The sequence below is a fragment of the Vreelandella songnenensis genome, assembly GCF_003002925.1.
In the GTDB taxonomy this organism is placed as follows: Bacteria; Pseudomonadota; Gammaproteobacteria; order Pseudomonadales; family Halomonadaceae; genus Vreelandella; species Vreelandella songnenensis.
In genome coordinates, this window is record NZ_PVTK01000002.1 from 213628 (window position 1) to 237111 (window position 23484).

A 23484-nucleotide genomic window follows, 5' to 3' on the forward strand; every position below is an offset into this window, starting at 1 on the left:
GTTTCTCTTTCACGCTCGGAATCTTCCCATGCCTTTTGAAACACGCCGCCTGGCCGAACTGGCCGACCACGATGCTTTTATCAAACGTCACAACGGCCCCGATGCGGCCGACGTGGAAACCATGTTAAAAGTGCTCAACTTAAAGGGCATGGAAGATCTGATCGAGCAGACCGTGCCCAGCGATATCCGCCTGGGCCGCGAGCTTGACCTGGATGAGCCGCGCAGCGAGGCCGAAGCGCTTGAGTACCTGAGCCAGCTGGCGCGCCAGAACCGTGTGACCAAGAGCTATATAGGGCAGGGCTATTACGGTACTTATATGCCGGCGGTCATTCAGCGCAACGTGCTGGAAAACCCGGGCTGGTATACCGCCTACACGCCCTACCAGCCGGAAATTTCCCAAGGGCGCCTTGAAGGCCTGCTGAATTTCCAGCAGGTCATCATGGACCTGACCGGCATGGAGCTTGCCAACGCCTCCCTGCTTGATGAAGCGACCGCGGCGGCTGAAGCCATGGCGCTGTGCAAGCGCAGCAACAAGAAGAGCAAATCCAATGCCTTCTTTGTTGCCGACGATATCTTCCCCCAGACCCTGGACGTGGTAAAAACCCGCGCGGCATTTTTTGGCTTCGAGCTGATCAGCGGCCCGGCGAAAGAACTTGCCGACCACGATGTCTTCGGCGCGCTTGTTCAGTACCCTTCCGCCAGCGGTGAGGTGCACGACCTGAAGCCGCTGCTGGACGCCGCCGCCGAGCGCAACGTCATGACCTGTGTGGCATCCGACCTGCTCAGCCTGGTACTGCTTAAAGAACCAGGCGCACTGGGTGCCGATATCGTGATCGGCAACTCGCAGCGCTTTGGCGTGCCCATGGGCTTTGGCGGCCCGCACGCGGCGTTCTTTGCCACCTCGGACAAGCTCAAGCGCTCGATTCCCGGGCGTATCATCGGCGTATCCAAGGATAGCCGCGGCAATACGGCGCTGCGCATGGCCATGCAAACTCGCGAGCAGCACATCCGCCGCGAAAAGGCCACATCCAATATCTGCACCGCCCAGGCGCTGCTTGCCAACATCGCCGGCTTCTACGCTACCTACCATGGCGCCGAAGGCCTGCGCAAGATTGCCAGCCGCGTGCATCGATTGACGACGGTGCTGGCACAAGGCCTGGGCCAGGCAGGTGTCAAGCTGGCTCACGACAGCTGGTTTGATACGCTGCGCCTGACGGGTGTGGATGCCGGCAAGATTCATGGCCGCGCCATGACCCACGATATCAACCTACACTATTTTGCCAATGGTGATGTGGGCGTAAGCCTTGATGAAACCACCACCGCCAACGATGTGACCACGCTGTTCGACGTACTGCTGGCTGACGAACACGGGCTTTCGGTAGCCGCGCTGGATGAGCAGATTATTGCCAATGGCACTACCGGCATCCCCGGCGCCTGCCAGCGTGAAAGCGACTTCTTGAGCCACCCGACCTTCAACCGTTATCGCAGCGAAACGGAGATGTTGCGCTACTTGAAGCGGCTGGAAAACAAGGACCTTTCCCTGGCCCACGCGATGATTCCGCTGGGTTCGTGCACCATGAAACTGAACGCGACCAGTGAGATGATTCCGGTCTCCTGGCCGGCGTTTGCCCACCTGCACCCGTTCGCGCCGCGTGACCAGGTGGCAGGCTATCATCAGATGATCGATGAGCTGGCTGCCTTTCTAGTGGAAATTACCGGCTACGATCACATTTCCATGCAGCCCAACTCCGGCGCCCAAGGCGAATATGCGGGTCTTCTGGCCATTCGCCGTTATCAGGCGGCGCAAGGTGAATCACACCGTAACGTGTGCCTGATCCCAAGCTCGGCGCACGGCACCAACCCGGCAACGGCTGCCATGGTGGGCATGGACGTTGTCGTGGTGGAGTGTGATCAGAACGGCAATATCGATATCGATGACCTCACCGACAAGGCTGCCAGGCACAGTAATCAGCTCTCGGCGATCATGATCACCTACCCGTCCACTCACGGGGTATTCGAGTCTCACGTGCGCAAGGTGTGCGAAATTGTCCACCAGCACGGTGCGCAAGTTTACGTGGATGGCGCCAACATGAATGCCCAGGTCGGGCTGACCCGCCCGGGCGATTTCGGTGGCGATGTATCCCACCTGAACCTGCACAAGACGTTCTGCATTCCTCATGGCGGCGGTGGCCCCGGCATGGGCCCGATTGGCGTCAAGGCGCACCTGGCGCCTCACGTTTCCAACCATGTGGTCACGCCTATCAATGGTGTCAATGAAGCGAGCGGCGCGGTATCGGCGGCGGCCTTTGGCAGCGCCTCGATCCTGCCTATCTCCTGGGCTTACATCAAGATGATGGGCGCACGCGGCCTACGCGAGGCCACCGAGCTGGCCATTTTGAATGCCAACTATATTGCCAAGCGCCTGGAAGAGGCTTACCCCATTCTGTATCGCGGTGCCAATGGCCATGTGGCGCATGAGTGCATTATCGATATTCGCCCGCTCAAGGCAGCATCGGGCATCAGTGAAGAAGATATTGCCAAGCGCCTGATGGATTACGGTTTCCACGCGCCCACCATGTCGTTCCCGGTACCGGGTACGCTGATGATCGAGCCTACGGAGTCCGAGTCACTTTACGAGATTGATCGTTTCTGCGACGCCATGATCGCAATCCGCGAAGAGATCAAGCGTATTGAGGCGGGTGAATGGCCGCTGGAAAACAACCCGCTGGTCAACGCACCACATACCCAGGCAGATATCATGGATAGCCAGTGGGAGCGCCCGTATGATCGCAAGCTCGGCGCTTTCCCAAGCGAAGCCGTCACAGCGGCCAAGTATTGGCCGACCGTCAACCGGGTAGATAACGTGTTTGGCGATCGACAGCTGATCTGCTCGTGCCCCAGCATCGATGAATATCGCCACTGACCCATCGCGTAATACCTGAAACTCTCAGCTATCCGTTTACTCGGGTAGCTGAGGCGTTCGCTCCTGAATGCGCTGTCGGTAAAATCCCTCCAGGAGCTTTTCGTACCGCTTGGGCAGTACGGAATCACGCCGACGCAGTAGATACAGCTCTTCGTTGACTGCATGAGGAAGCGGGAGTGCTTTTACCTGACGCTGCCAGGGCGATGTTTCCAACACCAGCAGCGATACCACCGTGAATCCTAACCCGCGGGCCACCGCATCCAGCACCATGCTGACTTCGTTGGTGAACCCCTGGTAACGGAAATGCGTCATCGAGCGGAACTCTTCCGGGTAATTCGCACGCAATAATGCGTTGGCGTGATTGATCCCATCGTAGTAGTTGAGAAAGCCAATGCCCATCAACTCGGACAGCGTATTGCCGGCAAAATCTGCAGGCACGACCAGACAGAGCGGCTCTTTATGCCACAGCGTACAGGTAAGTTCTGGATGATTGACCGCTTCGGTCACGATACCGATATCGTATCGCCCTTCCAGCAGGTCATTCACGATTTCGTGGTTAAAAGCGAAGCTGTAATTGACCGTCAAGTTAGGGTGCATCTGCTGCTGCCCTAGAATAAACGGATAGAACATGAGCCCGACACTGCCCGGCGAGGCTATCCGGCATTCACCGCTATCCAGCGAATCATCATCCAGCCCATGGCGAAACTGCTCATGCTCGGCAAACAGCTTGAGTGCGTAGTCATAAGCTCGGCGACCGGTCTCCGTTAGCGTAAAGCTGCGCCCTTTACGTTCCAGCAGGGTTTTATCGAGATAGTTTTCCAGCTTGCGAACGTGTTGGCTCACACCCGGCTGGGTCATTTCCAGGCGCTGCGCAGTGCGGGTAAAACTGCCGGTCTCTACCAACGTGATAAACGTTCGAAAATAGAGCGCGTTAAACATGATAAAACGCCATCCTTGTCAGCCACCGTATATGCTCATTTTGGCTATAGGGTAGCACAATTAGGATTAGCCCTGGTGGCCCTGTACCCCCTGGCCTTGCGTGGTAGTATGCCAATAGATGCAAAACGACCAGGAAACGGCGAACTAATGACCCAGACTATTCAACCCCGCGCGACGATCTCCAGCATTATCTCTCCAGAAGGAAGTCTGGAAGTCCTGTCTCAGCACGAAGTCAATCGGTTACAAAGTACATCGCAAAACGGCCTGCACGATCTATTGCGCCGCTGTGCGCTCGCCGTGCTGAACTGCGGCAGACCCACCGATGATAGTGTTGCCATTCTGGAAGCCTACAAAGACTTCGATATCGAAGTCCTGCAACAGGATCGAGGCATTCGCTTGAAACTCACCAACGCCCCGGCCGAAGCGTTTGTGGATGGCCAGATGATCCGCGGTATCCGTGAACATCTTTCCTCGATTATTCGCGATATCGTGTATGTCTATAATGAGATCCAGCACCACGACCGGTTTGACTTGAGCACCGGAGAAGGTACTACCAACGCGGTGTTTCATATTCTGCGCAAGGCGGGCACGCTGAAGCCCGGGCGCGACCCGAGCCTGGTGGTGTGCTGGGGTGGACACTCTATCTCGCGTGAAGAGTACGAATACTCCAAGGACGTAGGCTACCACCTCGGGCTGCGCGACCTGGATATCTGCACCGGCTGCGGCCCGGGTGCCATGAAAGGCCCCATGAAGGGAGCCAACGTGGCCCATGCCAAGCAGCGCCGCAAGGACGGCCGCTATCTTGGAATTTCAGAGCCGGGCATCATTGCTGCAGAAGCACCCAATCCTATTGTCAACGAGCTGGTGGTCATGCCCGATATCGAAAAGCGCCTGGAAGCGTTTGTTCGCCTGGGCCATGGCATCATCGTTTTCCCCGGTGGGGTAGGCACGGCTGAAGAGATTCTTTACCTGCTGGGCATACTTCTCCATCCGGCGAATAGCGAAACACCCTTCCCGCTCATTTTTACGGGCCCTGCAGACTCGGCCGCTTACTTTCAGAAAATCGACGAATTCCTGGTTTATACCCTGGGCGAGGAGATTCGCCAGTACTACACCATCATCACCGGTGACCCGGTGGCCGTGGCGCGCAAGATGCGTGAAGGCATTAATACCATTAAGGAGTTCCGCCGCCATCAGCAGGACGCCTTCTACTACAACTGGCGGTTGACCATAGCCCGTGAGTTCCAGGCCCCTTTCGAGCCGACCCATGAGGCCATGCGCAGCCTGGCACTACATCGCGAACAGCCCAAGCACGAACTGGCGGCCAATCTGCGTCGCGCGTTTTCAGGTATCGTGGCGGGTAACGTCAAGGAACAAGGCATTCGTGCCATTGAAGCCCACGGCCCCTTCGTCCTCACTGCCGAGCCGCTTTTAATGCAGCGTCTGGATGAGCTGCTTAGCTCGTTTGTCGCTCAGGGGCGCATGAAGCTCGACGGTCAGCCGTATACGCCCTGCTACGTGTTAAAGTGAGTCTGCTATCAGGATAAACCCGCACGCCCGCTAGTCGCTCCGCGTCTGGCGGGCGTTGCCTGTCGAGAATACGCCGTTGCTAATCGCCCTGCTTACGCTTCTTGCAGCCGGTATCGTCAAGGGTGCCATTGGCTCCGGCGTTCCCGTGCTGGTCGTTCCGGTACTGACCATGCTTTACGACGTCAAACTGGCCATCGCCCTGCTGGTAGCGCCCAACCTGTTCACGAACATGGTTCAGATCTGGCAGTTTCGCCGGCATTTATTGCCGCTTCGCTTTCTTGTCGCTTTTTCTCTGGCTGGCGCCATCGGCATTCTTGTGGGCACCTGGGGGCTGGTGGTGCTGTCGCCGGAGCTGCTGTCGATGGGCGTGGCGGGGGCCATTATTCTGTATCTACTGATCAAGCTCACCAACCGCCAGTTTGCACTTTCCTACTCTGCCGCTTCACGTATCGTCATTCCGGCCGGCTTGCTGGGCGGCGTTCTGCAAGGGGCCGCCGGAATGTCGGCACCGGCCTCCATCACTTTCTTGAACGCCATGCGTCTTGAAAGGCCTGTGTTCATCGGCTCTATCTCGGTATTTTTCACCTCGATTACCATCGTACAGATCCCCGCCCTGCTCAGCGCCGGTATTCTGACGCTTGAACGCTCGCTTTATAGTGTGGCAGCCCTGCTGATCATTTTACTGACCATGCCGCTAGGGACACAGCTGGGCAAGCGCTTGCCACACCAGTGGTTCGATAACCTGATCATGTTATTGCTTGGCGGTATTGCCATTAAAATCGTGGCGGACATCTTATCCGGATAGGCGTTCGGTAAACTCAGGCAATACAAGCAAAAAAACTCAAACCCGCTACACTGAAAAGGATTTCATGAGAAGCAGGCGCCAGGTAGCAAGTGGACCTGCTCGAAACCTTATTCATGCACCGCGCTTTCAATTTTCAACGACCAAGGAAAGGAAATCACTATGTTGATGATCGACCAGTTACGTGACGGCAAGATAAAAGCCTTTGCCAAGCACCGCTATGAAAGCAGCTCTGCCGAAGAGCTACGCGCGGCCTCTGAAGGGCCTGCCGACAAAGCTGAAATGGAGCACTGGGAGCTCTCTGAAGGCCAGTGGGAAGAAGCCATTGCGGCCGCTCTGGCGGACCATGAGTCCGATGAGTAATCCAGCGTAACCGCCTCCCAGTACCTATTATCGCCAGCGCCATTGAGCCTGGCGTTTTTTGTAGCGCCTGCTTGTACCCTTTTTCGGCAGCAAGTCGTTAATAAGTATTAAAGTCGTTTACTGCTTCATAAACTTGTCTGCCCTATCGCAACCAAACACCCTTTTGAAAGTCAGATGTTGAGTCGAGTGGTCGCCAACAAGGAGAGAGACAATGTCCATAATGATCGATGACGTGCTGATACTTCCTAAAGCCGAGGTCAAGGAAACGCTTTCTGTAGGAGACGAGAAAGAGCATTACGGCCTTCAGGATAACCGCAACGAGCATAATAGAATAACGAGAGACGTTATCTTCAAGGTAGTCGCGGTCAACGAGGATCATTATGAAGTCAAGATCCTTGATATCCTGACACCTTGATTGCTTGATTGCTTGATTGCTTCATCAGGCGCTGATTAATCGTCCATATTTACCCATCAGCGCCCGACCCAAGCACTACTCTTCGACTTTTACCTTTCTCAAGTCTCCCACACTTACCCCTTCGGGCAGGTCGGTTTCTTCGGCAGGCAACCATACTGGCGCAAGATCACTATCTTCACGCCCATCCTTATGAGTATGACCAGGGATACGGTATACCACTTGGCTTCGATGATCGTCCCAGGCAAAGATTCGATCCATATCGTGCTCCTTTGAAGAGTTCAATAGCACTTGGTAGATGCAACGTTCTTTTAGCAAAGCCCTTTCTAGGAGCCTAGCACTATATGGATCCGTTATGAGAGCGTACGTTCAATCCTAGACCATGCCGCTGGCGATTATCTTGCCTTTAATAACCATTTTCTTTCCACACTCCCACCGTTTTTTCTCTCTAGACTTAACGTTTCTTCGCAAGTCCAGGAGCTTTCCATGAAGTGGCAAAAAATTCAGGTTTTCATAGGAGCCTTGAGCATGGTGCTGATGGCTGATAGTGCCTTTGCCCAGCCTGCTCATGCTCCGGCACACGGTGCGCGCCATCAACAGGGACATGATGGTGAGCACCACCCTAGAGGAGCACGCCACTCAAACGGCGAACGCGCCAGCTCTCAGGTAGATTTGCCGCGCATCAATGAACGTGAACTGGTACGTCTGCTTCGTCAATATGATGCACCTTCTGCAGAACCCCTACCGCCCGGTATTCAACGGCAAATCGAACGCGGCAAACCCTTGCCCCCAGGTATTGCCAAACGTTTCGATGGTGCGCTGGTGGCACAGCTGCCCCACTACCCCGGCTATGAGTGGGAGCGCGTAGGTGCCGACGTCATCCTCATCGAAGCCGCCACGCGCGTAGTGGTCGATATCGTTGTCGATGCACTGCGTCGCTAAAGGCCAATGGGTGAATGCATGATCGAGCCCCGTGACTCAAAAAGTCATAGTGTGGGAGTATGCTAGTCGGTTTAGTTAAAGCAATGTAAGGAATACAGCATGCCCACCCTGCAAGAGCGCTTGACCCTGGCCATTTCCATTGCCGAAGAGGCTGGAGAGCTGATTCGTGAAGCCCGCGCGAATCAATCCTTTTCCAAGCGCCTCAAAGCTGATGAAGAGCTTGTCACCGATGTCGACGTCGCCGTTGATAAACTGATAAAGGCGCGGCTGAACAAGCATTTCCCTGGAGAAGCGCTTTTAAGCGAGGAGCTTTCCCCTGATCGAGCGCTGAATACCGAGACGACTGCACTTTGGGTGGTCGATCCCATCGATGGCACCGTCAACTTTGCCCAGGGTTTGCGTCACGTGGCGGTATCCATTGGCTGGATGGAAAATGGCGTTACCAAGGTTGGCGTGGTGCATGCCCCCTTTCTTCAAGAAACCTTCAGTGCAGCCGAAGGGTCGGGCGCTTTCTGCAATCAACAGCGTATTACGTCGAGCAATGTGTCAACGCTGGCCGAAACGCTTGTAGGTACGGGTTTCCCCTACCAGAAGGAGGCGCGTCAGGCGTTGATGCCCAGGCTATTCGCGGTTTTGGCTCATTGCCGTGATGTACGCCGCAACGGCGCTGCGGCACTTGATCTGTGTGACGTGGCCTGCGGTCGCCTGGATGCTTACTACGAAACGGTGTCACCCTGGGATTTTGTAGCGGGCTGGTTGATTGCGCGTGAAGCCGGTGCGCGTGTGGGCCACTTGGGAGAGATACCTGCGGGTGTCCCTGCCGACCTATACCCCAACGAGCTGCTGGTGGCCGCGTCAGGTATCTACGACGCAATGAAGCAGCTGTTACTCGACGCCAAGTAAACCCTGGACACGCTTTAGCCGGTTGAAGCACCGATATGGCAAATACTTGAAAAGAAAGCGCAAAAAGGGCTTTTCATTTGATCGAGAAAGCGATAGTATACGCACCGTCTTGAGGCAAATGCTTAACAGGACATCGGAGTGTGGCGCAGCTTGGTAGCGCGTTGCAATGGGGTTGCAAAGGTCGCAGGTTCGAATCCTGTCACTCCGACCAGGTTTATTTAAAACCGCCGCTTACGGGTAAAACCGAGCGGCGGTTTTTTTATATTTACACGTTCTTCAAGAGATGAATATCTTGATAAGCGGCTTAGCGCCGATTATCAAATTCGTCAGAGTGCCGGGCGGGCGTGCTACGGGATTGGGGGCGCTGCGGAGAGGTGCGCGTGCGGCTTCCACCACGATACTTGCTCCAGGCATTTTTCGCCTTCTGCCGATTGGCTGGCTTACGCAGCCAGTTAAAAATCGCCAGTAAAATCCACTTTCGCATTTGAACCTCCTGGTTCCTGGAGAGATGGCAGGACACTACCTTTTGAGGCCTCTTTTTAAATCTAGTCTAATCACAAAATTATGCATGCATTCATGCCACAAAAGGCGATAAGTGCATGAACCATACCTGCCATATGCTCGACTTCTTGCTTCATGGCGCTATTTTTCTGATTTTATACTCCCGCCTTCAATCGTGATACCTCCTGCATTGGGACGATTCGTGGTGATCTCCCCTTCAAGATCATTACTATTGGAAAAAGCGCTAGCCAACGGCTGCCGACGGTTATCTTCAATATTGCACGCCTGAAATTTAAAACCTACGGGAGCCTCTACCTCGGCTGACTGGGTCAAGGAATGGCTGGTCAACACCATGCTACGATAAGAGGCCAGCTCACCTTCACAAGCGCGCAGCGATGCCTTATCCATGTAATTGCCATACTGGGGCACGGCGACGGCCATCAGCACGCCAATGATTGCAATCACTACCATGAGCTCGATCAATGTGAAGCCGTCTTGAATGCACTTCTCGTGATAGACAGTCTGGCGAGTACTCATAAATTCCCCCTGCTTTAAATGCGCTATCGAATAAAACTGGTCGCGCTGGCCTACCCTTATCATTCGATATCTCTCTTGAATCACTAATACATATTTAATTTTACTTAATCAATAGTTTTGATTAGGATATTTGTATAACTGTAATTTCAAGATGCCTATAAGTGCACTGCAGCCATCCGCAATAGTGTCCAAATCTCAAAATGAATAATAAAATTGAATCAATGACTTGTAGCCACATCATGTTGCCGATATCGCGTGTTTCACGATGAGCATCCAAGGCTTCGCTACTTATCTGTTCAAACGGGAGCTGTTGACCTTTGATCAGGCAATACAAGCCCAAGCGGACGCTGAAAAGTTAGGCATTTCGCTGTTACGCTATGCGGTTGAGCACGAACTGCTGGATGCCATAACGGCAGCGTCAGTGGCCGCCGAAGAGTATGGTTTACCACTGATCGATCTGGAAGCGGTAATGCTGGATGCACTTCCGCCGGCCAATGCATTCCCCGGTCATTTACTTAAGTCGCTTGGCGTATTACCGCTATCACAACAGAACCGGCAACTCAGCGTTGCCATTAGCTGCCCTTCACAGCTGCCCCAGCTTCGGGAACTGGCCTTTGCGGTTGATGCTGCACGAGTAGAAGGCGTTCTGGCCCCTATCACTCAGCTCGATGAGATGCTGAACAGCTACTTGAGCAACAGCCGCTACTCGTCGCTGGACAAGATTTCCGATATTACCATCAGCAGCTTGACGCCCGACAACGAGGATCTTTCGCTTGAAGAGACGCTACAAAATGCCGAAGAAGGCCCGGTCGTCGAGTTCGTCAACAAGGTCTTGCTGGATGCCATAGACCGCAACGCTTCGGATATTCATTTTGAACCCTACGAGCACCATTACCGAATCCGGTTTCGCATTGACGGCGTGCTTATCGAGATTGCCAACCCGCCGCTTTCAATGCGCAACCAGATCGCTGCCCGTTTGAAAATAATGGCAAGGCTGGATATATCCGAGCGCCGTCTTCCTCAGGATGGAGCTATCAAGCTGAAGCTGTCCCACGATCGCGCGCTGGACCTGCGTATCAATTCACTTCCCACCGTTCATGGCGAAAAGATAGTCCTTCGACTGCTTGATCCTGCAGCCATTCACGTCGGGATAGAGCAACTGGGGTTCACAAATGGTCAGCAAATACTTTACGAACACGCGCTGAGGCAGCCTCAGGGCATGATCCTGGTTACCGGACCGACGGGTAGCGGCAAGACGGTTTCTCTCTATACGGGTATAGGGCTGCTTAATGAGCAGGAGCGTAATATCTGTACTGCTGAAGATCCCGTGGAGATAAAAGTTGCTGGCATCAACCAGGTAAACGTACTGCCCAAGATCGGACTCGATTTTGCCAACGCGCTGCGGGCCTTTCTGCGTCAGGACCCCGACGTCGTCATGATAGGTGAAATACGCGATCTTGAAACAGCGGATATTGCCGTCAAGGCCGCGCAAACCGGTCATCTGGTACTGTCGACTTTACATACCAACTCGGCGGCGCAAACGTTGGCGCGTCTTTCGAATATAGGCGTTTCATCGTTCAATATTGCAAGCTCGGTGACTCTTGTCATTGCCCAGCGCCTGGCCCGTAAGCTATGTGGCGCGTGTAAAACCGCAGCCACCCTTCCTCCTGACGTACTGCGCCATGAAGGGTTCACCGAACAAGAGATCGAGCATGCCGCACTGTATCGTCCGGTCGGCTGCAAAAAGTGCACGCACGGATATAAAGGGCGTATCGGTATCTACGAAGTCGTACCTATTTCTGAATCCATGCAAAAGCAGATCATGCACAACGAATCAGTCCTCGAGATTGACCGTCAGATAAGAAAAGAGGGGCACCCGAGCCTTCGCCAAAGCGGTTTTCACTACGTGATGCAAGGTTTAACCAGCCTGGAAGAGATCAACCGTGTTACCAAGGAGTGATGCAATGGCCAGGCCTACCCGTAAAACGCGCGCTGCCCGCCTGTATCGCTGGAAATGGTCCGGCACAGGGCATCAGTCGCGACCGCTGAAAGGTGAAAGCATCGGCCACTGCAAGGCTGATATCATCGTTGAATTAACCAGGCAAAATATTCATGTACGCAGCATCAGAAAAGCAGGCGGCGTACGTATCCATGGCGCGATCAAACCTGCCGATATCATGCTCTTTTCGCGCCAGATGGCCACGATGATTCAGGCGGGCATTCCTTTGCTGCAGTCCCTCAACGTGGTAGCGGAAAGTTTTAAAAAGCCCGCGATGATGATACTTGTAAAAGCATTAGCGGACGATGTGGCCTCCGGCACGAGCTTTTCTCAAGCATTGCGTCGTTACCCACAGCATTTTGATTCACTATTTATCCATCTGGTAGCAGCTGGCGAGCAGTCAGGAACGCTTGTGAGCATGCTGGAGAGAAACGCTGCCTATAAGGAAAAGGTGGAGTCGCTCAAGGCGCGGGTCAAAAAAGCCCTCTGGTATCCTGCCTGCGTACTCATTGCTGGTATCGGAATTACACTGCTGCTGTTGGTAAAGGTGGTGCCCCAGTTTGAAGGCATGTTTCAGAGCTTTGGTGCCGAGCTGCCCGCCCTTACACAGTTAATTGTCGAGCTGTCTACCTTGACCCAGCAGCTTTGGTTACCGCTTGCAGGCGCTATCTTGGCCGTCATACTGCTCCTCAGATGGGCAGCACAACGCACAGCGCCGCTCGCTTATCGTCTGGATACCGCCTTGCTTGCACTGCCTGTTATCGGGAATATCGTCAACAAGGCGGCAGTGGCACGCTTTGCCCGTACGCTGGCCACCACGTTTGCATCGGGCGTTCCACTGGTTGAGGGCCTTGAAACCGCCGCAGGCACGTCAGGCAATAGAGTATACGAGCAGGCGGTACGGCAAATTCGCCAGGAAGTGGCCACCGGTCAACCACTGCACCTGTCCATGAAGATGACCCACCGGTTTCCACTCTTGACGGTGCAGATGGTCAGTATTGGCGAAGAGGCTGGCGCCCTTGCTACCATGCTGCGCCGTGTTGCGGAGTATCACGAGGAAGAAGTAGACAACGCGGTGGATGCACTCACTTCCCTGATGGAACCTCTTATCATCATTATCCTGGGAGTGCTGGTAGGTGGCATTGTCATCGCCATGTATCTGCCCATTTTTGATTTAGGCACGGTTATTTAATAAGGGAGCAGCATGCGCCTACCGCCTCTTGAGGTGACTATCCTCATTTTCATGCTGGGCATTTGCCTGGGCAGTTTTCTAAACGTCGTCATTACTCGTCTTCCTGTGATGCTGATGAATCAGTGGCGCTCAGAAGCGCGCAGTGCGCTGGAGCTAGCCCATGAGCAGCCACCCCGGTTCAATCTGGCGTTACCGCACTCACTCTGCCCCCGCTGCGAACATCCCATTGCCTGGCACGATAACCTGCCCCTGATCGGCTGGATCAAACGTCGTGGGCGGTGCGCCCACTGTCAGGGGAGAATCAGCCTGCAATATCCGCTGATTGAACTTAGCGGCGGCTTATTGGCCCTGGCCGTTTTGCTACTTCATGGGCTCAGCACGACAAGCCTTTTTATCTACGGCGCCTGTCTGGCACTTCTCGCCCTGGCGGTTATCGATTTCCGAACCTACCTTCTGCCAGATATTCTTACGCTCCCTCTCTTGTGGGCCGGCCTGCTCTACCACTTGCTGTTTCAGCCTTACATGCTATCTAGTGCAGTCATTGGCGCAATGGGGGGTTACCTGGTGCTCTGGAGCTTCTTCTGGCTATTCAAGCTGATAACCGGAAAGGAGGGCATGGGGTATGGGGACTTCAAGCTTTTGGCGGCCCTGGGCGCGTGGCTTGGGTGGAGCCTCCTTCCGCTGCTGCTGATTCTCTCGGCGGGTCTTGGCGCAATCATTGGCATCATTGCACAGGCCCTTCATCCGCATTTACGCGGCACTCCCCTTCCCTTTGGGCCATTTCTGGCGATCGCAGGCTGGATATGTTTGCTGGTGGGTAACGAGCTGCTGGCGCTTTATGTCTCATTTGCGGCCTAGCGAATGCATTCTCGCCAATGCCCCTTATACACACTCACCCGCTGGCAAGTACCGACTTTTAAGAGGAAAGCGCGTAAAATAGTCGATTCTAGCAAGTATCAAGGATAGCTATGATCATTGGCTTAACCGGTGGTATCGGCTCAGGTAAATCAACGGTTGCCAGCACCTTCGAAGCGCTGGGCGCCGGCTGGGTGGATGCCGATCACGTAGCGCGCGAGATAGTACAGCCCGGAGAGCCCGCGCTGGCTCTGATCATCGACTACTTTGGTGAAAACATTGCAAAACCGGATGGCACGCTTGATAGGGCCGCCTTGCGGGAGCGCGTATTTTCAGATTCTGCCCAACGTCTGTGGCTCGAGTCAGTAACGCATCCTCGAATAAGAGAGCGTTTGACGGACCAGCTTGCGGCTTTATCCAGGCGCGCGCCCTATGTTCTGCTTGTTTCACCGTTACTGTTCGAATCCGGCCAGGATGCGCTTGTCGAGCGTACATTGGTCGTGGATGTACCCACTGAGCTTCAGCTATCGCGCACACTGGCACGTGATGGCGTCAGCGAAGAACAGGTACACGCCATTCTGGCCGCTCAATTACCGCGGGAACAGCGGCTGGCAAAAGCCGATGACGTAGTAGATAACAGCGGCGATCAGGCTCATATGCGACGCCAGGTCGAACGGCTGGACAGCTTTTATCGTACGCTCTGAATTTTACTATTTATCCAGGATTTTTTATGTCTCACCCTGCTAATGACGCTCCCCTTGAAGTCAATTGCCCACAATGCGGAACAACGGTTGCATGGGCACCTGAAAGCACTTACCGCCCTTTTTGCAGCAAGCGCTGTCAACTGATCGACTTTGGTGCCTGGGCGGAAGAGTCTCACCGCATTGCTGGTGAATCGGCCATGGATGAAGCCGATCTGGAAACCTTGCTGGCTCAAGCCGACAAGGATGCCCCCCTCTCCTAAACAGCGGATATCCCTATGCCCGATACCGATGTGACGGCTTATCGTTTGCTGCATGAACTAGATGAACGCTTTGATCGTCTCGTTGAAGCCATTGAAGTCGCGCTGACTATCTACGAACAGCAAACGCTTCCTACCTGGGCTTTCCACCAGCCGGCCATCGAAGCCGGCTGGCTAAGACATGCACTGCTTGATATGTGGCACCAGGAAGGCCAGGACGGGCGTGAAACGCGCAATTACATCGGTGTTGTGGCGGCTAATCAAACGCTGTTAGAGGCGATCGGGGCTATCAACGAGGCGAAAGCGAACATAAGCGAGCTGTTGCAGAAAATAAAAAACCTTTCGCCTAAGGCGTTTGGAGAAATCAAACAGCGCCTGCCTAAACGTCACCCTTACGTTGACGACGTATTACGTCAAAGCGGGTTTGCCAGGCTTCATCTGAAACAGTGCTGGCGGCAAATACCCGTCGCTGAAGCGCCTGTCTCGCGAATACGTCTTGCCTGGTACAGCAGCGGTCGCTCGATCAAACGCTTGAGCGTTCAGGAGGCCGAAAGGAAACTGATGGACCTGGATACCGAGGCCGCGCATGTACGCATTCAGCTACGCAAATTGGCGGGGTTACCTAGCGGCGAAGTGCTGGCTCAGGTACAAGCCCAGGCACCATTGATGCGAGCCAACCTGTTTTTTACCGAACCCTTGGCAGATGGTCATACAAGACGCGCATTCAATATTGCCATGCCGCTATTTGTACCGGCTCCTGAACAGCGCCTTCCGCATATGAACCTGCCACCGTTGCACCCACCTACCCAGCGCACGCGGGCCAGAAGGCGCGATGAAAAGCTTGAGCAGGAACCCTTCCTACCCAGCTTGCGTATCTATCGCTATAAAGATGCTTGATTTTTTAAATCTCGGTTATATCCGGAGACCTGTTTTCTGGCCACAGACCAAACGTCACCAGCGTAGACACAAGAGTACTCAAGGCCGTCTCTGACTGGCCATACTCACTCATCAACTCTTTCAAGCGAGCTTCAAACAGGCGAGCACGCTCTTCCAGACGTTCAGTGGCATCATCCTCTTCAAGCGCTGCCAATGAGCGTACCGGTGGGCCGGTTGGAATATCAAAGTCGCTGTTGGGGTCTTCTAACTGACGTAATGCTTGGGCAAACGCATCATCCAATTCACGAAACTTGCGCAGTTTCTCACGCTCGTCCAACTGTTTTGGAGCTTTGTGATATTTCATCGATGTTTCATTTACACCTTGCTTGAAATGGTGGAAGCACCTGGTGGGCAGGCATTTCCTGCAGATTGTGCCAAAACGTATAAACCTTAACGTTCAAGTGCCAGACGCGCGCTGGTGCTGAACACGTGAGTACGCAGCCGATCACTCCGAAAACGCGATCCAAACGGACAGTTGATACAGGCTTTAACGCAGAGAGTAGCCAACATGAATAGGGAATCTATAGCCAAATTCTCTCTGGTGCTGATTGGTCCGCGCTTATGACCCACGAAGTAGCGGATGGGTTCCTGGGACACTCTACGGTTATCCAGCGCTTAGCTACCAATATACGGCATAGAAAACGGTATCTCGAAAGCGCAGTGCAGCCGAATCTGCTTCACAGGCTAATCACAGCGTAGCATATAAGCGACGCAATGATTCATACGCGGCAGGACAGCCTAACGACCAAGTCATGCAAAACCTAACTTGAGTAAAACCGTCAGCCGTGAAAATGATCCTATGGAGTCCAGCAGACTGATAAAGGCCTGATTCAGGATTATACCTTGAAAATAATAGTGAAACGTAACAATTCATTCTACTGCGCATCGCTCAGACCAAACACGCGGCAATGAACCAGTAACCACGCAACAAAGGTCAGGACGCGCGAGCAGCCGCCAGGCGTGCCAGAAAAGGCTTGGGATAATATCCTACGGCAAGCGAATCACCAGAGAAACAAGCGCTGCGTATTGAACCAAAAAAAACGGCACTTCCAATAAGAAGTGCCGATAGTCGACCTTAGTCTTCCATGCTTTCCAGCCAGGACTCGACGGTTTCATCGCCGTATTCGTCTTTCCAGCTACGCAGGCCCTTATGATTGCCACCACGGGTTTCGATGACTTCACCCGTCTTGGGGTTTTTATAAACCTTCAGGCGACGCTTACGGCGATTGGTAGTGCTAGCCGCAGGTGCTTTAACACTACGCTGATCGTTTGACGGGTCCAGCAGTGCGATCACATCTGCAGGGCGCTTGCCAAACTCATTCATCAGAGCTTCAAGTTTAGCCTTGAACTCCAACTCACTTTTTAAACGCTGATCGCCTTCAAGACGCTGTAAATCTTCTTGAAGCTGCTTAAGCTGCTGCTCTTTTTGAATATATTCATTGAGAAGTGACATGGGGAGTCCTTTTACTTCGGGTTTATCTACTAGACATCAAATTAGCCAACGCGAGTTATCAAACTGACCAATACAATATCCATTAGTTCAGGATGCGTTGCCATTATTGCTTTAAAAACTCTAATTGACAATAGTCTAGCGTGGTTTCATTTAATTACTAATAATTTTTAAGCGCTTAATTCAAATTTAAAAAAGTGGAAAACCCGATTAGCATTAGATGCAATGTATCGAAGCGATTAAAAAAATTGTTAGTTAAGGACAAAAAAAAGCGCCGCCCGTTAGGGCGGCGCTTGATGAAACCAGCGACTAAAAAATTAGTCTTGGCCCATCTGCTGCTTGATCAGATCACCGATGGTAGTCGGGCCGCCCGCTGTTTCGGGCTCCTGGTCGCGCAACTTCTTCAGATTCTGACGAGTATCGTCTTGCTCTTTCGCCTTGATGGAAAGATTGATCTGACGGCTCTTACGGTCAACGCTTACGATGCGTGCTTCAACGCTATCGCCTTCGTTGAGTACGTTACGAGCGTCTTCAATGCGGTCAGCGCTGATTTCTGACGCTTTAAGAATCGCAATAACGTCAGTTGCCAGCTCAACCTGAGCTTCTTTCGCATCAACTTCAATGATGCGACCGGTAACGATGCTGCCCTTGTCATTTACAGACAGGTATTCAGCAACCGGGTCGGAATCCATCTGCTTGATGCCCAGCGAGATGCGCTCACGCTCAGGATCAATGGAGAGGATAACCGCTTCGGCTTCGTCGCCTTTCTTGAAGTTGCGAACGGCTTCTTCGCCAGTCTCTGTCCAAGAGATGTCGGACAGGTGAACCAGGCCATCGATGCCGCCTTCAAGGCCGATGAAGATACCGAAGTCAGTGATTGACTTGATGGTACCTGAAACGCGGTCGCCCTTGTTGTATTCAGCGTTGAAGGTTTCCCACGGGTTAGCAGTACACTGCTTGATACCCAGAGAAATACGACGACGCTCTTCATCGATATCCAGCACCATGACGTCAACATCGTCGCCCACCTGGACAACTTTAGACGGGTGGATATTCTTGTTGGTCCAGTCCATTTCAGAAACGTGAACCAGGCCTTCGACGCCTTCCTCAAGCTCAGCAAAGCAGCCGTAGTCAGTCAGGTTAGTGACGACTGCGTGTACTTTCATGCCTTCCGGGTAGCGCTCTTTGATGTTGACCCACGGATCTTCGCCCAGCTGCTTCAGACCCAGCGATACGCGGTTGCGCTCACGGTCGAACTTCAGCACTTTGACGTTGATCTCGTCGCCAACGGCTACGATTTCGGAAGGATGCTTGATGCGCTTCCAAGCCATGTCAGTGATGTGCAGCAGGCCGTCAACACCACCCAGGTCTACGAAAGCGCCGTAGTCTGTCAGGTTCTTAACGATACCCTTGATCTGCTGGCCTTCTTGCAGAGTTGCCAGCAGCGCTTCGCGCTCGGCACTGTTCTCTGCTTCCAGAACCGCACGACGTGAAACTACAACGTTGTTGCGCTTCGGATCGAGCTTGATGACTTTGAAGTCCAGCTCTTTGTTTTCCAGGTGCGCAGTATCGCGAACCGGACGAACATCAACCAGAGAACCCGGCAGGAACGCACGGATAGAGTCAACTTCGACAGTGAAGCCGCCTTTGACCTTACCGTTGATAACGCCCTTGATGATTTCGTCTTTCTCGAAGGCTGCTTCAAGAATCTTCCAAGCTTCAGCGCGCTTGGCTTTTTCACGAGACAGACGAGTCTCACCGAAACCGTCTTCAACCGCTTCAAGTGCAACGTGAACGTCATCGCCGATGGCAATGTTCAGTTCGCCGTTCTCGTCACGGAATTGAGAGGCCGGGATTTGACCTTCAGATTTCAGGCCAGCGTTGACAGTAACCCAGTCACCGTCAATGTCGACAACTTGAGCCGCAACAATAGCGCCCGGCTCCATGTTGATGTCGTTAAGAGACTGTTCAAACAGCTCAGCAAAGCTTTCGCTCATGGTGTTCCTACGTAATTACGTTGTTGAGGCATAAATGCCTTCTCCGCACCACCAGCGAGTGCGGGCCTAATGTAACTCTGCCTTTGAGGACGTTAGCGCTGGTTAAACCTGACCGGGCTCACCGATGTGAGTTACCTGCCCTGCCACGTTGTGACGCCGCATCAAAAGCGCCGCAAGGGAGAATCAATCAACAGAAGCCAACCCTTTCTGGGCAAGCAGTTCCGATAACCGTTCCACCACTTCCGGTATGCTCAGGCGCGTGGTATCAAGCGTAATGGCATCATCTGCCGGCTTGAGAGGAGCCACACTGCGCTGCGTGTCGCGTGCATCGCGTGCCTGAATCTCCTTTAAAAGACTCGGAAGACTAGCATCCATGCCCGCCTCCTGCAACTGAAGATGGCGACGACGCGCTCGCTCTTCAGCGCTGGCCGTTAAAAACACCTTTAAAGGCGCATCGGTAAAAACGACCGTTCCCATATCACGTCCATCCGCCACCAACCCCGGCGTCTGACAAAAATCCCGCTGGCGTTGAAGCAAAGCGGTACGAACTTCTGGCATGGCTGCCACCATCGACGCCCGCTCGCCCATCTGCTCGGTACGAATCAGTTGGCTTACATCCTCGCCTTCCAGCAGCGTGCGAACGCCGCCTTCCCCAACGGGAAAGGCGACATCCAGTGACTGCGCCAGTGCAGCCACACCCTGCTCGTCATCAAGGGCCACTGCGTGCTTGATGGCCGCCGCTGCCGTCAGCCGGTAAAGCGCCCCGCTATCCAACAGATGCCAGCCTAGACGCTTGGCTATCAGACTGCTGATGGTTCCCTTGCCTGCACCGCCCGGCCCATCAATGGTGAGCACCGGGATAGACTTAGTCATGCCCGCCCTCCACGTTGACGCTCATGCCGATTCGATTGGCAAGCTCGACAAAGCTTGGGAATGAAGTGGCCACGTTGGCGCAGTCGTCAATGACGATGTCATCGCCAGCACGCAGCGCCGCGATGGCGAACGCCATGGCAATGCGGTGGTCACCGAGACTATCGACACGCCCACCGCCGTAGCTTGGCGTGTCACCACTACCGTTGCCCACGATATCGATACCGTCTTCGACCACGGTATGTTCAACGCCCAGCACGGCAAGTCCATCGGCCATGGCCTGAATGCGGTCAGACTCCTTTACACGCAGCTCTTCTGCGCCGCGCAGGCGAGTCGTGCCGGATGCATTGGCGGCGGCGATAAACAGTGCCGGGAATTCATCAATCGCCAGGGGCACCTGTTCGACCGGAATATCAATGCCGTTGAGCGGCGCGTAGCGGATACGAATATCGGCCACCGGCTCACCGCCGACTTCACGCTCGTTTTCAAGCGCAAGATCCGCCCCCATCAGGGTCAGAATATTGATAACTCCGATGCGAGTCGGGTTGATTCCCACGTGTTCCAGGGTAATGTCAGCGCCAGGCGTGATGGCAGCAGCCACCAGGAAGAAGGTTGCCGACGAAATGTCCGAAGGCACATCGATCGGCCCCGCCGAGAGCTTTCCGCCGCCCTGTAGCCAGCAAGTGTCTTCTTCGCGGGAAACCGCATAGCCAAACCCATTGAGCATACGCTCGGTATGATCGCGGGTGGGTGCCGGTTCACGTACGCGTGTTTCACCCTCGGCATAAAGCCCTGCCAGCAAAAGACAGGATTTTACCTGCGCACTGGCCATGGGCATATCGTAAAAAACGCCTTTAAGCGACGCGCCGCCTTTAATCCTGAGTGGCGGCCGGCCACCTTCGGCGGTGTCAATCGTGGCGCCCATCAAGCGTAGCGGATCAGCCACACGCGCCATGGGACGCTTGGTCAGCGACTCGTCCCCTGTCAGTTCGCTATCAAATGCCTGGCCCGCGAGCAGCCCGGCAAAAAGACGCATGGCGGTTCCGGAATTGCCGACATAAAGCGGCCCGGAAGGTGCTTTCAGGCCGTGCATGCCAACGCCATGAATCGTCACGCGTCCTTGGTGCGGGCCTTCAATGGCAACGCCCATTTCGCGAAACGCCTGAAGCGTGGCCAGGCTGTCCTCACCTTCCAGAAATCCTTTTACCTCGGTGACGCCTTCTGCAAGTGCGCCCAGCATGATCGAGCGGTGCGACATGGATTTATCGCCCGGTACGCGCAGACGGCCCTTGGCTTCACCGCCCGGGTGTACTCGATAGGTCACCTTACCCTGTGGTTGCATATTGTATTCCGCTTGGTAGCTGGTTTTATTCAATAACGTATCAAAGTAATGGCGTGCATGACTTGCACGATCAAAGGTAGCGATCAGCGCATCGCTATCACCGCCTTCCACGGCCTGACGTAGCCGGGCAAGGCCCGCCTCGAAATCATCCAATGACGCCAGCACCGCTTCACGATTGGCAACAAAGATATCCCGCCACATGACCGGATCGCTGCCCGCGATACGGGTGAAATCACGAAAACCGCCGGCGGCATAACGAAATATCTCGAGCCGCTCGTCCTGGCGGGCCAGCGTATCCACCAATGAGAACGCCAGCAGGTGGGGCAAATGGCTGGTACGCGCAAGCACTTGATCGTGGCGCTCGACATCCATTTCCAGCACATCAGCACCGCAGGCTTGCCAAAGCGCACGCACCCGCTGCAAGGCGTCCGGGTCGACATCAGGCTCCGGCGTGAGGATAACGCTGTGCCGGACATACAGCGCTGGGTTGGCAGCGGCAACGCCACTTTTTTCCGAGCCTGCAATGGGATGCCCCAGCACCATATTGGGGGGCACACGACCAAAAGCGTTAATGGCACTGGCACGAATGGTCGCCTTGGTACTTCCCACATCGGTCAGCACGACATTATTGGCCGCCAGGGGCAGTGCATCCGCCAACGCGACCAGAACGGATTCCATGGCAAGCACCGGCACGGCCAGTACCACCATGGTGGCATCCACTACCTGAGCGGCAAGATCCACACCGCCTTCATTGACCAGACCCATTTCGATGCCGCGGGCAACTTCATCCGGATCGGGATCACAAGCGGCAATCACCCCTTTGAAACCCGAAACGCGCAGCGCTGCCGCCAACGAACCACCGATCAGGCCCAATCCGACGATAACCAGCCGCTGCTCGGTGCATGGCGATCGCTTTGCCGCTGGTGAACGCACGGATGTCACAGCACGCCTTGCGGGTAGGAGCCCAGCACACGCAGCTCGGAAGCGCGTAGCTTGACTTCCTCCAGCACGGCGGCGACACGTGGCTCATCGACATGGCCTTTAAAATCGATAAAGAACACGTAGTTCCATACGCCGGTGCGCGATGGCCGGGTTTCGATACGGGTCAAGTCGATCTTGTGGCGGTGAAAAGGCTCCAGCAGGTCATGCAGCGCGCCGGGCTGGTTGCGCATGGCGACCACGATGGAGGTCTTGTCCTCGCCGGCCATGGGCACCTGCTGATTACCGATAATCAAGAACCGGGTCGAGTTGTCCGGCCGGTCTTCAATCTTGTCGGCGATCCGTTCAAGGCCATAGAGCTTGGCAGCCATATCACCGGCAATTGCAGCGCTGTGCCATTCGGTCTTGACCAGTTTGGCCGCTTCGGCGTTGGAGGATACCGGCACGCGCTCGGCGTGAGGATAGTGTGCATCGAGCCACTTGCGGCACTGACCAAAGGATTGCGGGTGCGAGTAGATACGCGAGATCTTGTCGCGGCGCGTGGTATCACTGATCAGAAGATGGTGATGAATGCGCAGCACGACTTCGCCGCAAATATGGATAGACGAATCCATGAAGGTATCGAGCGTGTGATTGACGACCCCTTCCGTCGAGTTCTCGACCGGCACCACGCCGTAGTTTACGGCACCGGCCTCAACCTCGCGAAACACCTCGTCAATGGCCGCCATGGGCAAGCTGATCGCGCTCTCGCCAAAATGTTTGAGCGCCGCCTGCTGGGTAAAGGTACCTTCCGGCCCCAGATACGCCACCTTGATCGGCTGCTCAAGCGCCAGACAAGCCGACATGATTTCGCGAAACAGCCGCGCCATCTCTTCAGAATCCAGCGGCCCCTGGTTAAGCGACATGATACGGCGAAGCACCTGCGCTTCACGCTCAGGCCGGTAGAACACCGCATCCTTGTCGTGAGCGAGCTTGACGTGCGCTACTTTCTGCGCGCAGTCGGCGCGTTCGCTGATCAGGCGAAGAATATCGCCATCCAGCTGATCAATACGCTGGCGCAGCTCATCCAGGTTGATTGACGAGTCGGACAT

General features: G+C 54.6%; 23 protein-coding genes and 1 tRNA gene. 14 read left to right on the forward strand and 10 right to left on the reverse strand.

From position 1 onward, the window contains the following. The first annotated feature begins 28 nt into the window (after positions 1-28). Positions 29-2923: an aminomethyl-transferring glycine dehydrogenase gene (gene gcvP, locus B0H98_RS05540; RefSeq protein WP_106374071.1), complete on the forward strand. Its 2895-nt coding sequence runs from the start codon at positions 29-31 to the stop codon at positions 2921-2923. 36 nt (positions 2924-2959) lie between these two features. On the opposite strand, the gene B0H98_RS05545 is transcribed toward gcvP, so the two are convergent. Then, entirely contained in the window at positions 2960-3862 is a 903-nt protein-coding gene (locus tag B0H98_RS05545) for a LysR family transcriptional regulator (protein WP_106374072.1), read from the reverse strand. A 147-nt stretch (positions 3863-4009) separates the two neighbouring features. Between B0H98_RS05545 and ppnN the strand changes: the two genes are divergently transcribed. From ppnN to B0H98_RS05565, 4 genes are all read left to right on the forward strand, one after another. Then, positions 4010-5392, forward strand: coding sequence for a nucleotide 5'-monophosphate nucleosidase PpnN (gene ppnN / locus B0H98_RS05550; RefSeq protein WP_106374073.1), 1383 nt, complete (start codon positions 4010-4012; stop codon positions 5390-5392). 76 nt (positions 5393-5468) lie between these two features. Then, a complete protein-coding gene (locus tag B0H98_RS05555; protein WP_106374074.1) occupies positions 5469-6197 on the forward strand; it encodes a sulfite exporter TauE/SafE family protein in 729 nt (242 codons plus the stop codon). Between the two features lie 159 nt (positions 6198-6356). Continuing rightward, positions 6357-6557, forward strand: coding sequence for a hypothetical protein (locus B0H98_RS05560; protein WP_106374075.1), 201 nt, complete (start codon positions 6357-6359; stop codon positions 6555-6557). 211 nt (positions 6558-6768) lie between these two features. Next, a complete protein-coding gene (locus B0H98_RS05565) occupies positions 6769-6972 on the forward strand; it encodes a hypothetical protein (RefSeq protein ID WP_106374076.1) in 204 nt (67 codons plus the stop codon). A 75-nt stretch (positions 6973-7047) separates the two neighbouring features. Here B0H98_RS05565 and B0H98_RS05570 read toward each other — a convergent pair whose 3' ends face one another. Further along, entirely contained in the window at positions 7048-7230 is a 183-nt protein-coding gene (locus tag B0H98_RS05570) for a hypothetical protein (protein WP_106374077.1), read from the reverse strand. Between the two features lie 225 nt (positions 7231-7455). Between B0H98_RS05570 and B0H98_RS05575 the strand changes: the two genes are divergently transcribed. The 3 genes from B0H98_RS05575 (at position 7456) to B0H98_RS05585 (ending at position 9025) form a co-directional block, all read left to right on the forward strand. Beyond that, a complete protein-coding gene (locus B0H98_RS05575) occupies positions 7456-7911 on the forward strand; it encodes an anti-virulence regulator CigR family protein (protein WP_167392647.1) in 456 nt (151 codons plus the stop codon). 99 nt (positions 7912-8010) lie between these two features. Continuing rightward, positions 8011-8814, forward strand: a complete 804-nt coding sequence (locus B0H98_RS05580; protein WP_106374078.1) for an inositol monophosphatase family protein — start codon at positions 8011-8013, stop codon at positions 8812-8814. A 134-nt stretch (positions 8815-8948) separates the two neighbouring features. After that, a tRNA-Pro gene (locus tag B0H98_RS05585) sits at positions 8949-9025 on the forward strand. A gap of 93 nt (positions 9026-9118) precedes the next feature. Here the strand turns inward: B0H98_RS05585 and B0H98_RS05590 are convergent. After that, positions 9119-9298, reverse strand: coding sequence for a hypothetical protein (locus tag B0H98_RS05590; protein WP_106374079.1), 180 nt, complete (start codon positions 9296-9298; stop codon positions 9119-9121). Between the two features lie 158 nt (positions 9299-9456). Beyond that, the gene (locus B0H98_RS17260) at positions 9457-9852 is read right to left on the reverse strand and encodes a pilin (protein ID WP_106374240.1); all 396 of its coding nucleotides are present in this window, start codon (positions 9850-9852) and stop codon (positions 9457-9459) included. 265 nt (positions 9853-10117) lie between these two features. On the opposite strand from B0H98_RS17260, the gene pilB reads away from it, so the two are divergent. The 6 genes from pilB (at position 10118) to B0H98_RS05625 (ending at position 15756) form a co-directional block, all read left to right on the forward strand. Then, positions 10118-11812 carry a type IV-A pilus assembly ATPase PilB gene (gene pilB, locus B0H98_RS05600; protein WP_106374080.1) on the forward strand — a complete coding sequence of 565 codons (1695 nt, stop codon included), beginning with the start codon at positions 10118-10120 and terminating at the stop codon, positions 11810-11812. 4 nt (positions 11813-11816) lie between these two features. Continuing rightward, complete coding sequence (locus tag B0H98_RS05605) at positions 11817-13043, forward strand: type II secretion system F family protein (protein WP_106374081.1); 1227 nt, start codon at positions 11817-11819, stop codon at positions 13041-13043. A gap of 12 nt (positions 13044-13055) precedes the next feature. Next, positions 13056-13901 carry a prepilin peptidase gene (locus B0H98_RS05610; RefSeq protein ID WP_106374082.1) on the forward strand — a complete coding sequence of 282 codons (846 nt, stop codon included), beginning with the start codon at positions 13056-13058 and terminating at the stop codon, positions 13899-13901. A gap of 110 nt (positions 13902-14011) precedes the next feature. Further along, positions 14012-14602, forward strand: a complete 591-nt coding sequence (gene coaE / locus B0H98_RS05615) for a dephospho-CoA kinase (RefSeq protein WP_106374083.1) — start codon at positions 14012-14014, stop codon at positions 14600-14602. A gap of 26 nt (positions 14603-14628) precedes the next feature. Continuing rightward, positions 14629-14862, forward strand: a complete 234-nt coding sequence (gene yacG / locus B0H98_RS05620; RefSeq protein WP_106374084.1) for a DNA gyrase inhibitor YacG — start codon at positions 14629-14631, stop codon at positions 14860-14862. Positions 14863-14877: 15 nt separating this feature from the next. Then, the gene (locus tag B0H98_RS05625) at positions 14878-15756 is read left to right on the forward strand and encodes a DNA replication terminus site-binding protein (protein WP_106374085.1); all 879 of its coding nucleotides are present in this window, start codon (positions 14878-14880) and stop codon (positions 15754-15756) included. A 4-nt stretch (positions 15757-15760) separates the two neighbouring features. Here B0H98_RS05625 and B0H98_RS05630 read toward each other — a convergent pair whose 3' ends face one another. From B0H98_RS05630 to pheA, 6 genes are all read right to left on the reverse strand, one after another. Continuing rightward, positions 15761-16099 carry a hypothetical protein gene (locus B0H98_RS05630; RefSeq protein ID WP_106374086.1) on the reverse strand — a complete coding sequence of 113 codons (339 nt, stop codon included), beginning with the start codon at positions 16097-16099 and terminating at the stop codon, positions 15761-15763. A gap of 771 nt (positions 16100-16870) precedes the next feature. After that, positions 16871-17248: a histone-like nucleoid-structuring protein, MvaT/MvaU family gene (locus tag B0H98_RS05635; RefSeq protein ID WP_106374087.1), complete on the reverse strand. Its 378-nt coding sequence runs from the start codon at positions 17246-17248 to the stop codon at positions 16871-16873. A 314-nt stretch (positions 17249-17562) separates the two neighbouring features. Beyond that, positions 17563-19242, reverse strand: coding sequence for a 30S ribosomal protein S1 (gene rpsA, locus B0H98_RS05640; protein WP_106374088.1), 1680 nt, complete (start codon positions 19240-19242; stop codon positions 17563-17565). A 183-nt stretch (positions 19243-19425) separates the two neighbouring features. Further along, complete coding sequence (cmk, locus tag B0H98_RS05645; RefSeq protein WP_106374089.1) at positions 19426-20115, reverse strand: (d)CMP kinase; 690 nt, start codon at positions 20113-20115, stop codon at positions 19426-19428. Further along, positions 20108-22396, reverse strand: a complete 2289-nt coding sequence (locus tag B0H98_RS05650) for a bifunctional prephenate dehydrogenase/3-phosphoshikimate 1-carboxyvinyltransferase (protein WP_106374090.1) — start codon at positions 22394-22396, stop codon at positions 20108-20110. Before B0H98_RS05650 ends, cmk begins: the two co-directional genes overlap by 8 nt. After that, entirely contained in the window at positions 22393-23484 is a 1092-nt protein-coding gene (pheA, locus tag B0H98_RS05655; RefSeq protein WP_106374091.1) for a prephenate dehydratase, read from the reverse strand. Before pheA ends, B0H98_RS05650 begins: the two co-directional genes overlap by 4 nt.

Coding starts and splice junctions, on each gene's coding strand:
- pilB (WP_106374080.1), top strand. CDS start 10,118: ATGAGCATCCAAGGCTTCGCTACTTATCTGTTCAAACGGGAGCTGTTG.
- gcvP (WP_106374071.1), top strand. CDS start 29: ATGCCTTTTGAAACACGCCGCCTGGCCGAACTGGCCGACCACGATGCT.
- yacG (WP_106374084.1), top strand. CDS start 14,629: ATGTCTCACCCTGCTAATGACGCTCCCCTTGAAGTCAATTGCCCACAA.
- B0H98_RS05630 (WP_106374086.1), bottom strand. CDS start 16,099: ATGAAATATCACAAAGCTCCAAAACAGTTGGACGAGCGTGAGAAACTG.
- B0H98_RS05575 (WP_167392647.1), top strand. CDS start 7,456: ATGAAGTGGCAAAAAATTCAGGTTTTCATAGGAGCCTTGAGCATGGTG.
- cmk (WP_106374089.1), bottom strand. CDS start 20,115: ATGACTAAGTCTATCCCGGTGCTCACCATTGATGGGCCGGGCGGTGCA.
- B0H98_RS05545 (WP_106374072.1), bottom strand. CDS start 3,862: ATGTTTAACGCGCTCTATTTTCGAACGTTTATCACGTTGGTAGAGACC.
- coaE (WP_106374083.1), top strand. CDS start 14,012: ATGATCATTGGCTTAACCGGTGGTATCGGCTCAGGTAAATCAACGGTT.
- B0H98_RS05565 (WP_106374076.1), top strand. CDS start 6,769: ATGTCCATAATGATCGATGACGTGCTGATACTTCCTAAAGCCGAGGTC.
- B0H98_RS05625 (WP_106374085.1), top strand. CDS start 14,878: ATGCCCGATACCGATGTGACGGCTTATCGTTTGCTGCATGAACTAGAT.
- ppnN (WP_106374073.1), top strand. CDS start 4,010: ATGACCCAGACTATTCAACCCCGCGCGACGATCTCCAGCATTATCTCT.
- B0H98_RS05560 (WP_106374075.1), top strand. CDS start 6,357: ATGTTGATGATCGACCAGTTACGTGACGGCAAGATAAAAGCCTTTGCC.
- B0H98_RS05610 (WP_106374082.1), top strand. CDS start 13,056: ATGCGCCTACCGCCTCTTGAGGTGACTATCCTCATTTTCATGCTGGGC.
- pheA (WP_106374091.1), bottom strand. CDS start 23,484: ATGTCCGACTCGTCAATCAACCTGGATGAGCTGCGCCAGCGTATTGAT.
- B0H98_RS05570 (WP_106374077.1), bottom strand. CDS start 7,230: ATGGATCGAATCTTTGCCTGGGACGATCATCGAAGCCAAGTGGTATAC.
- B0H98_RS05580 (WP_106374078.1), top strand. CDS start 8,011: ATGCCCACCCTGCAAGAGCGCTTGACCCTGGCCATTTCCATTGCCGAA.
- rpsA (WP_106374088.1), bottom strand. CDS start 19,242: ATGAGCGAAAGCTTTGCTGAGCTGTTTGAACAGTCTCTTAACGACATC.
- B0H98_RS17260 (WP_106374240.1), bottom strand. CDS start 9,852: ATGAGTACTCGCCAGACTGTCTATCACGAGAAGTGCATTCAAGACGGC.
- B0H98_RS05590 (WP_106374079.1), bottom strand. CDS start 9,298: ATGCGAAAGTGGATTTTACTGGCGATTTTTAACTGGCTGCGTAAGCCA.
- B0H98_RS05635 (WP_106374087.1), bottom strand. CDS start 17,248: ATGTCACTTCTCAATGAATATATTCAAAAAGAGCAGCAGCTTAAGCAG.
- B0H98_RS05605 (WP_106374081.1), top strand. CDS start 11,817: ATGGCCAGGCCTACCCGTAAAACGCGCGCTGCCCGCCTGTATCGCTGG.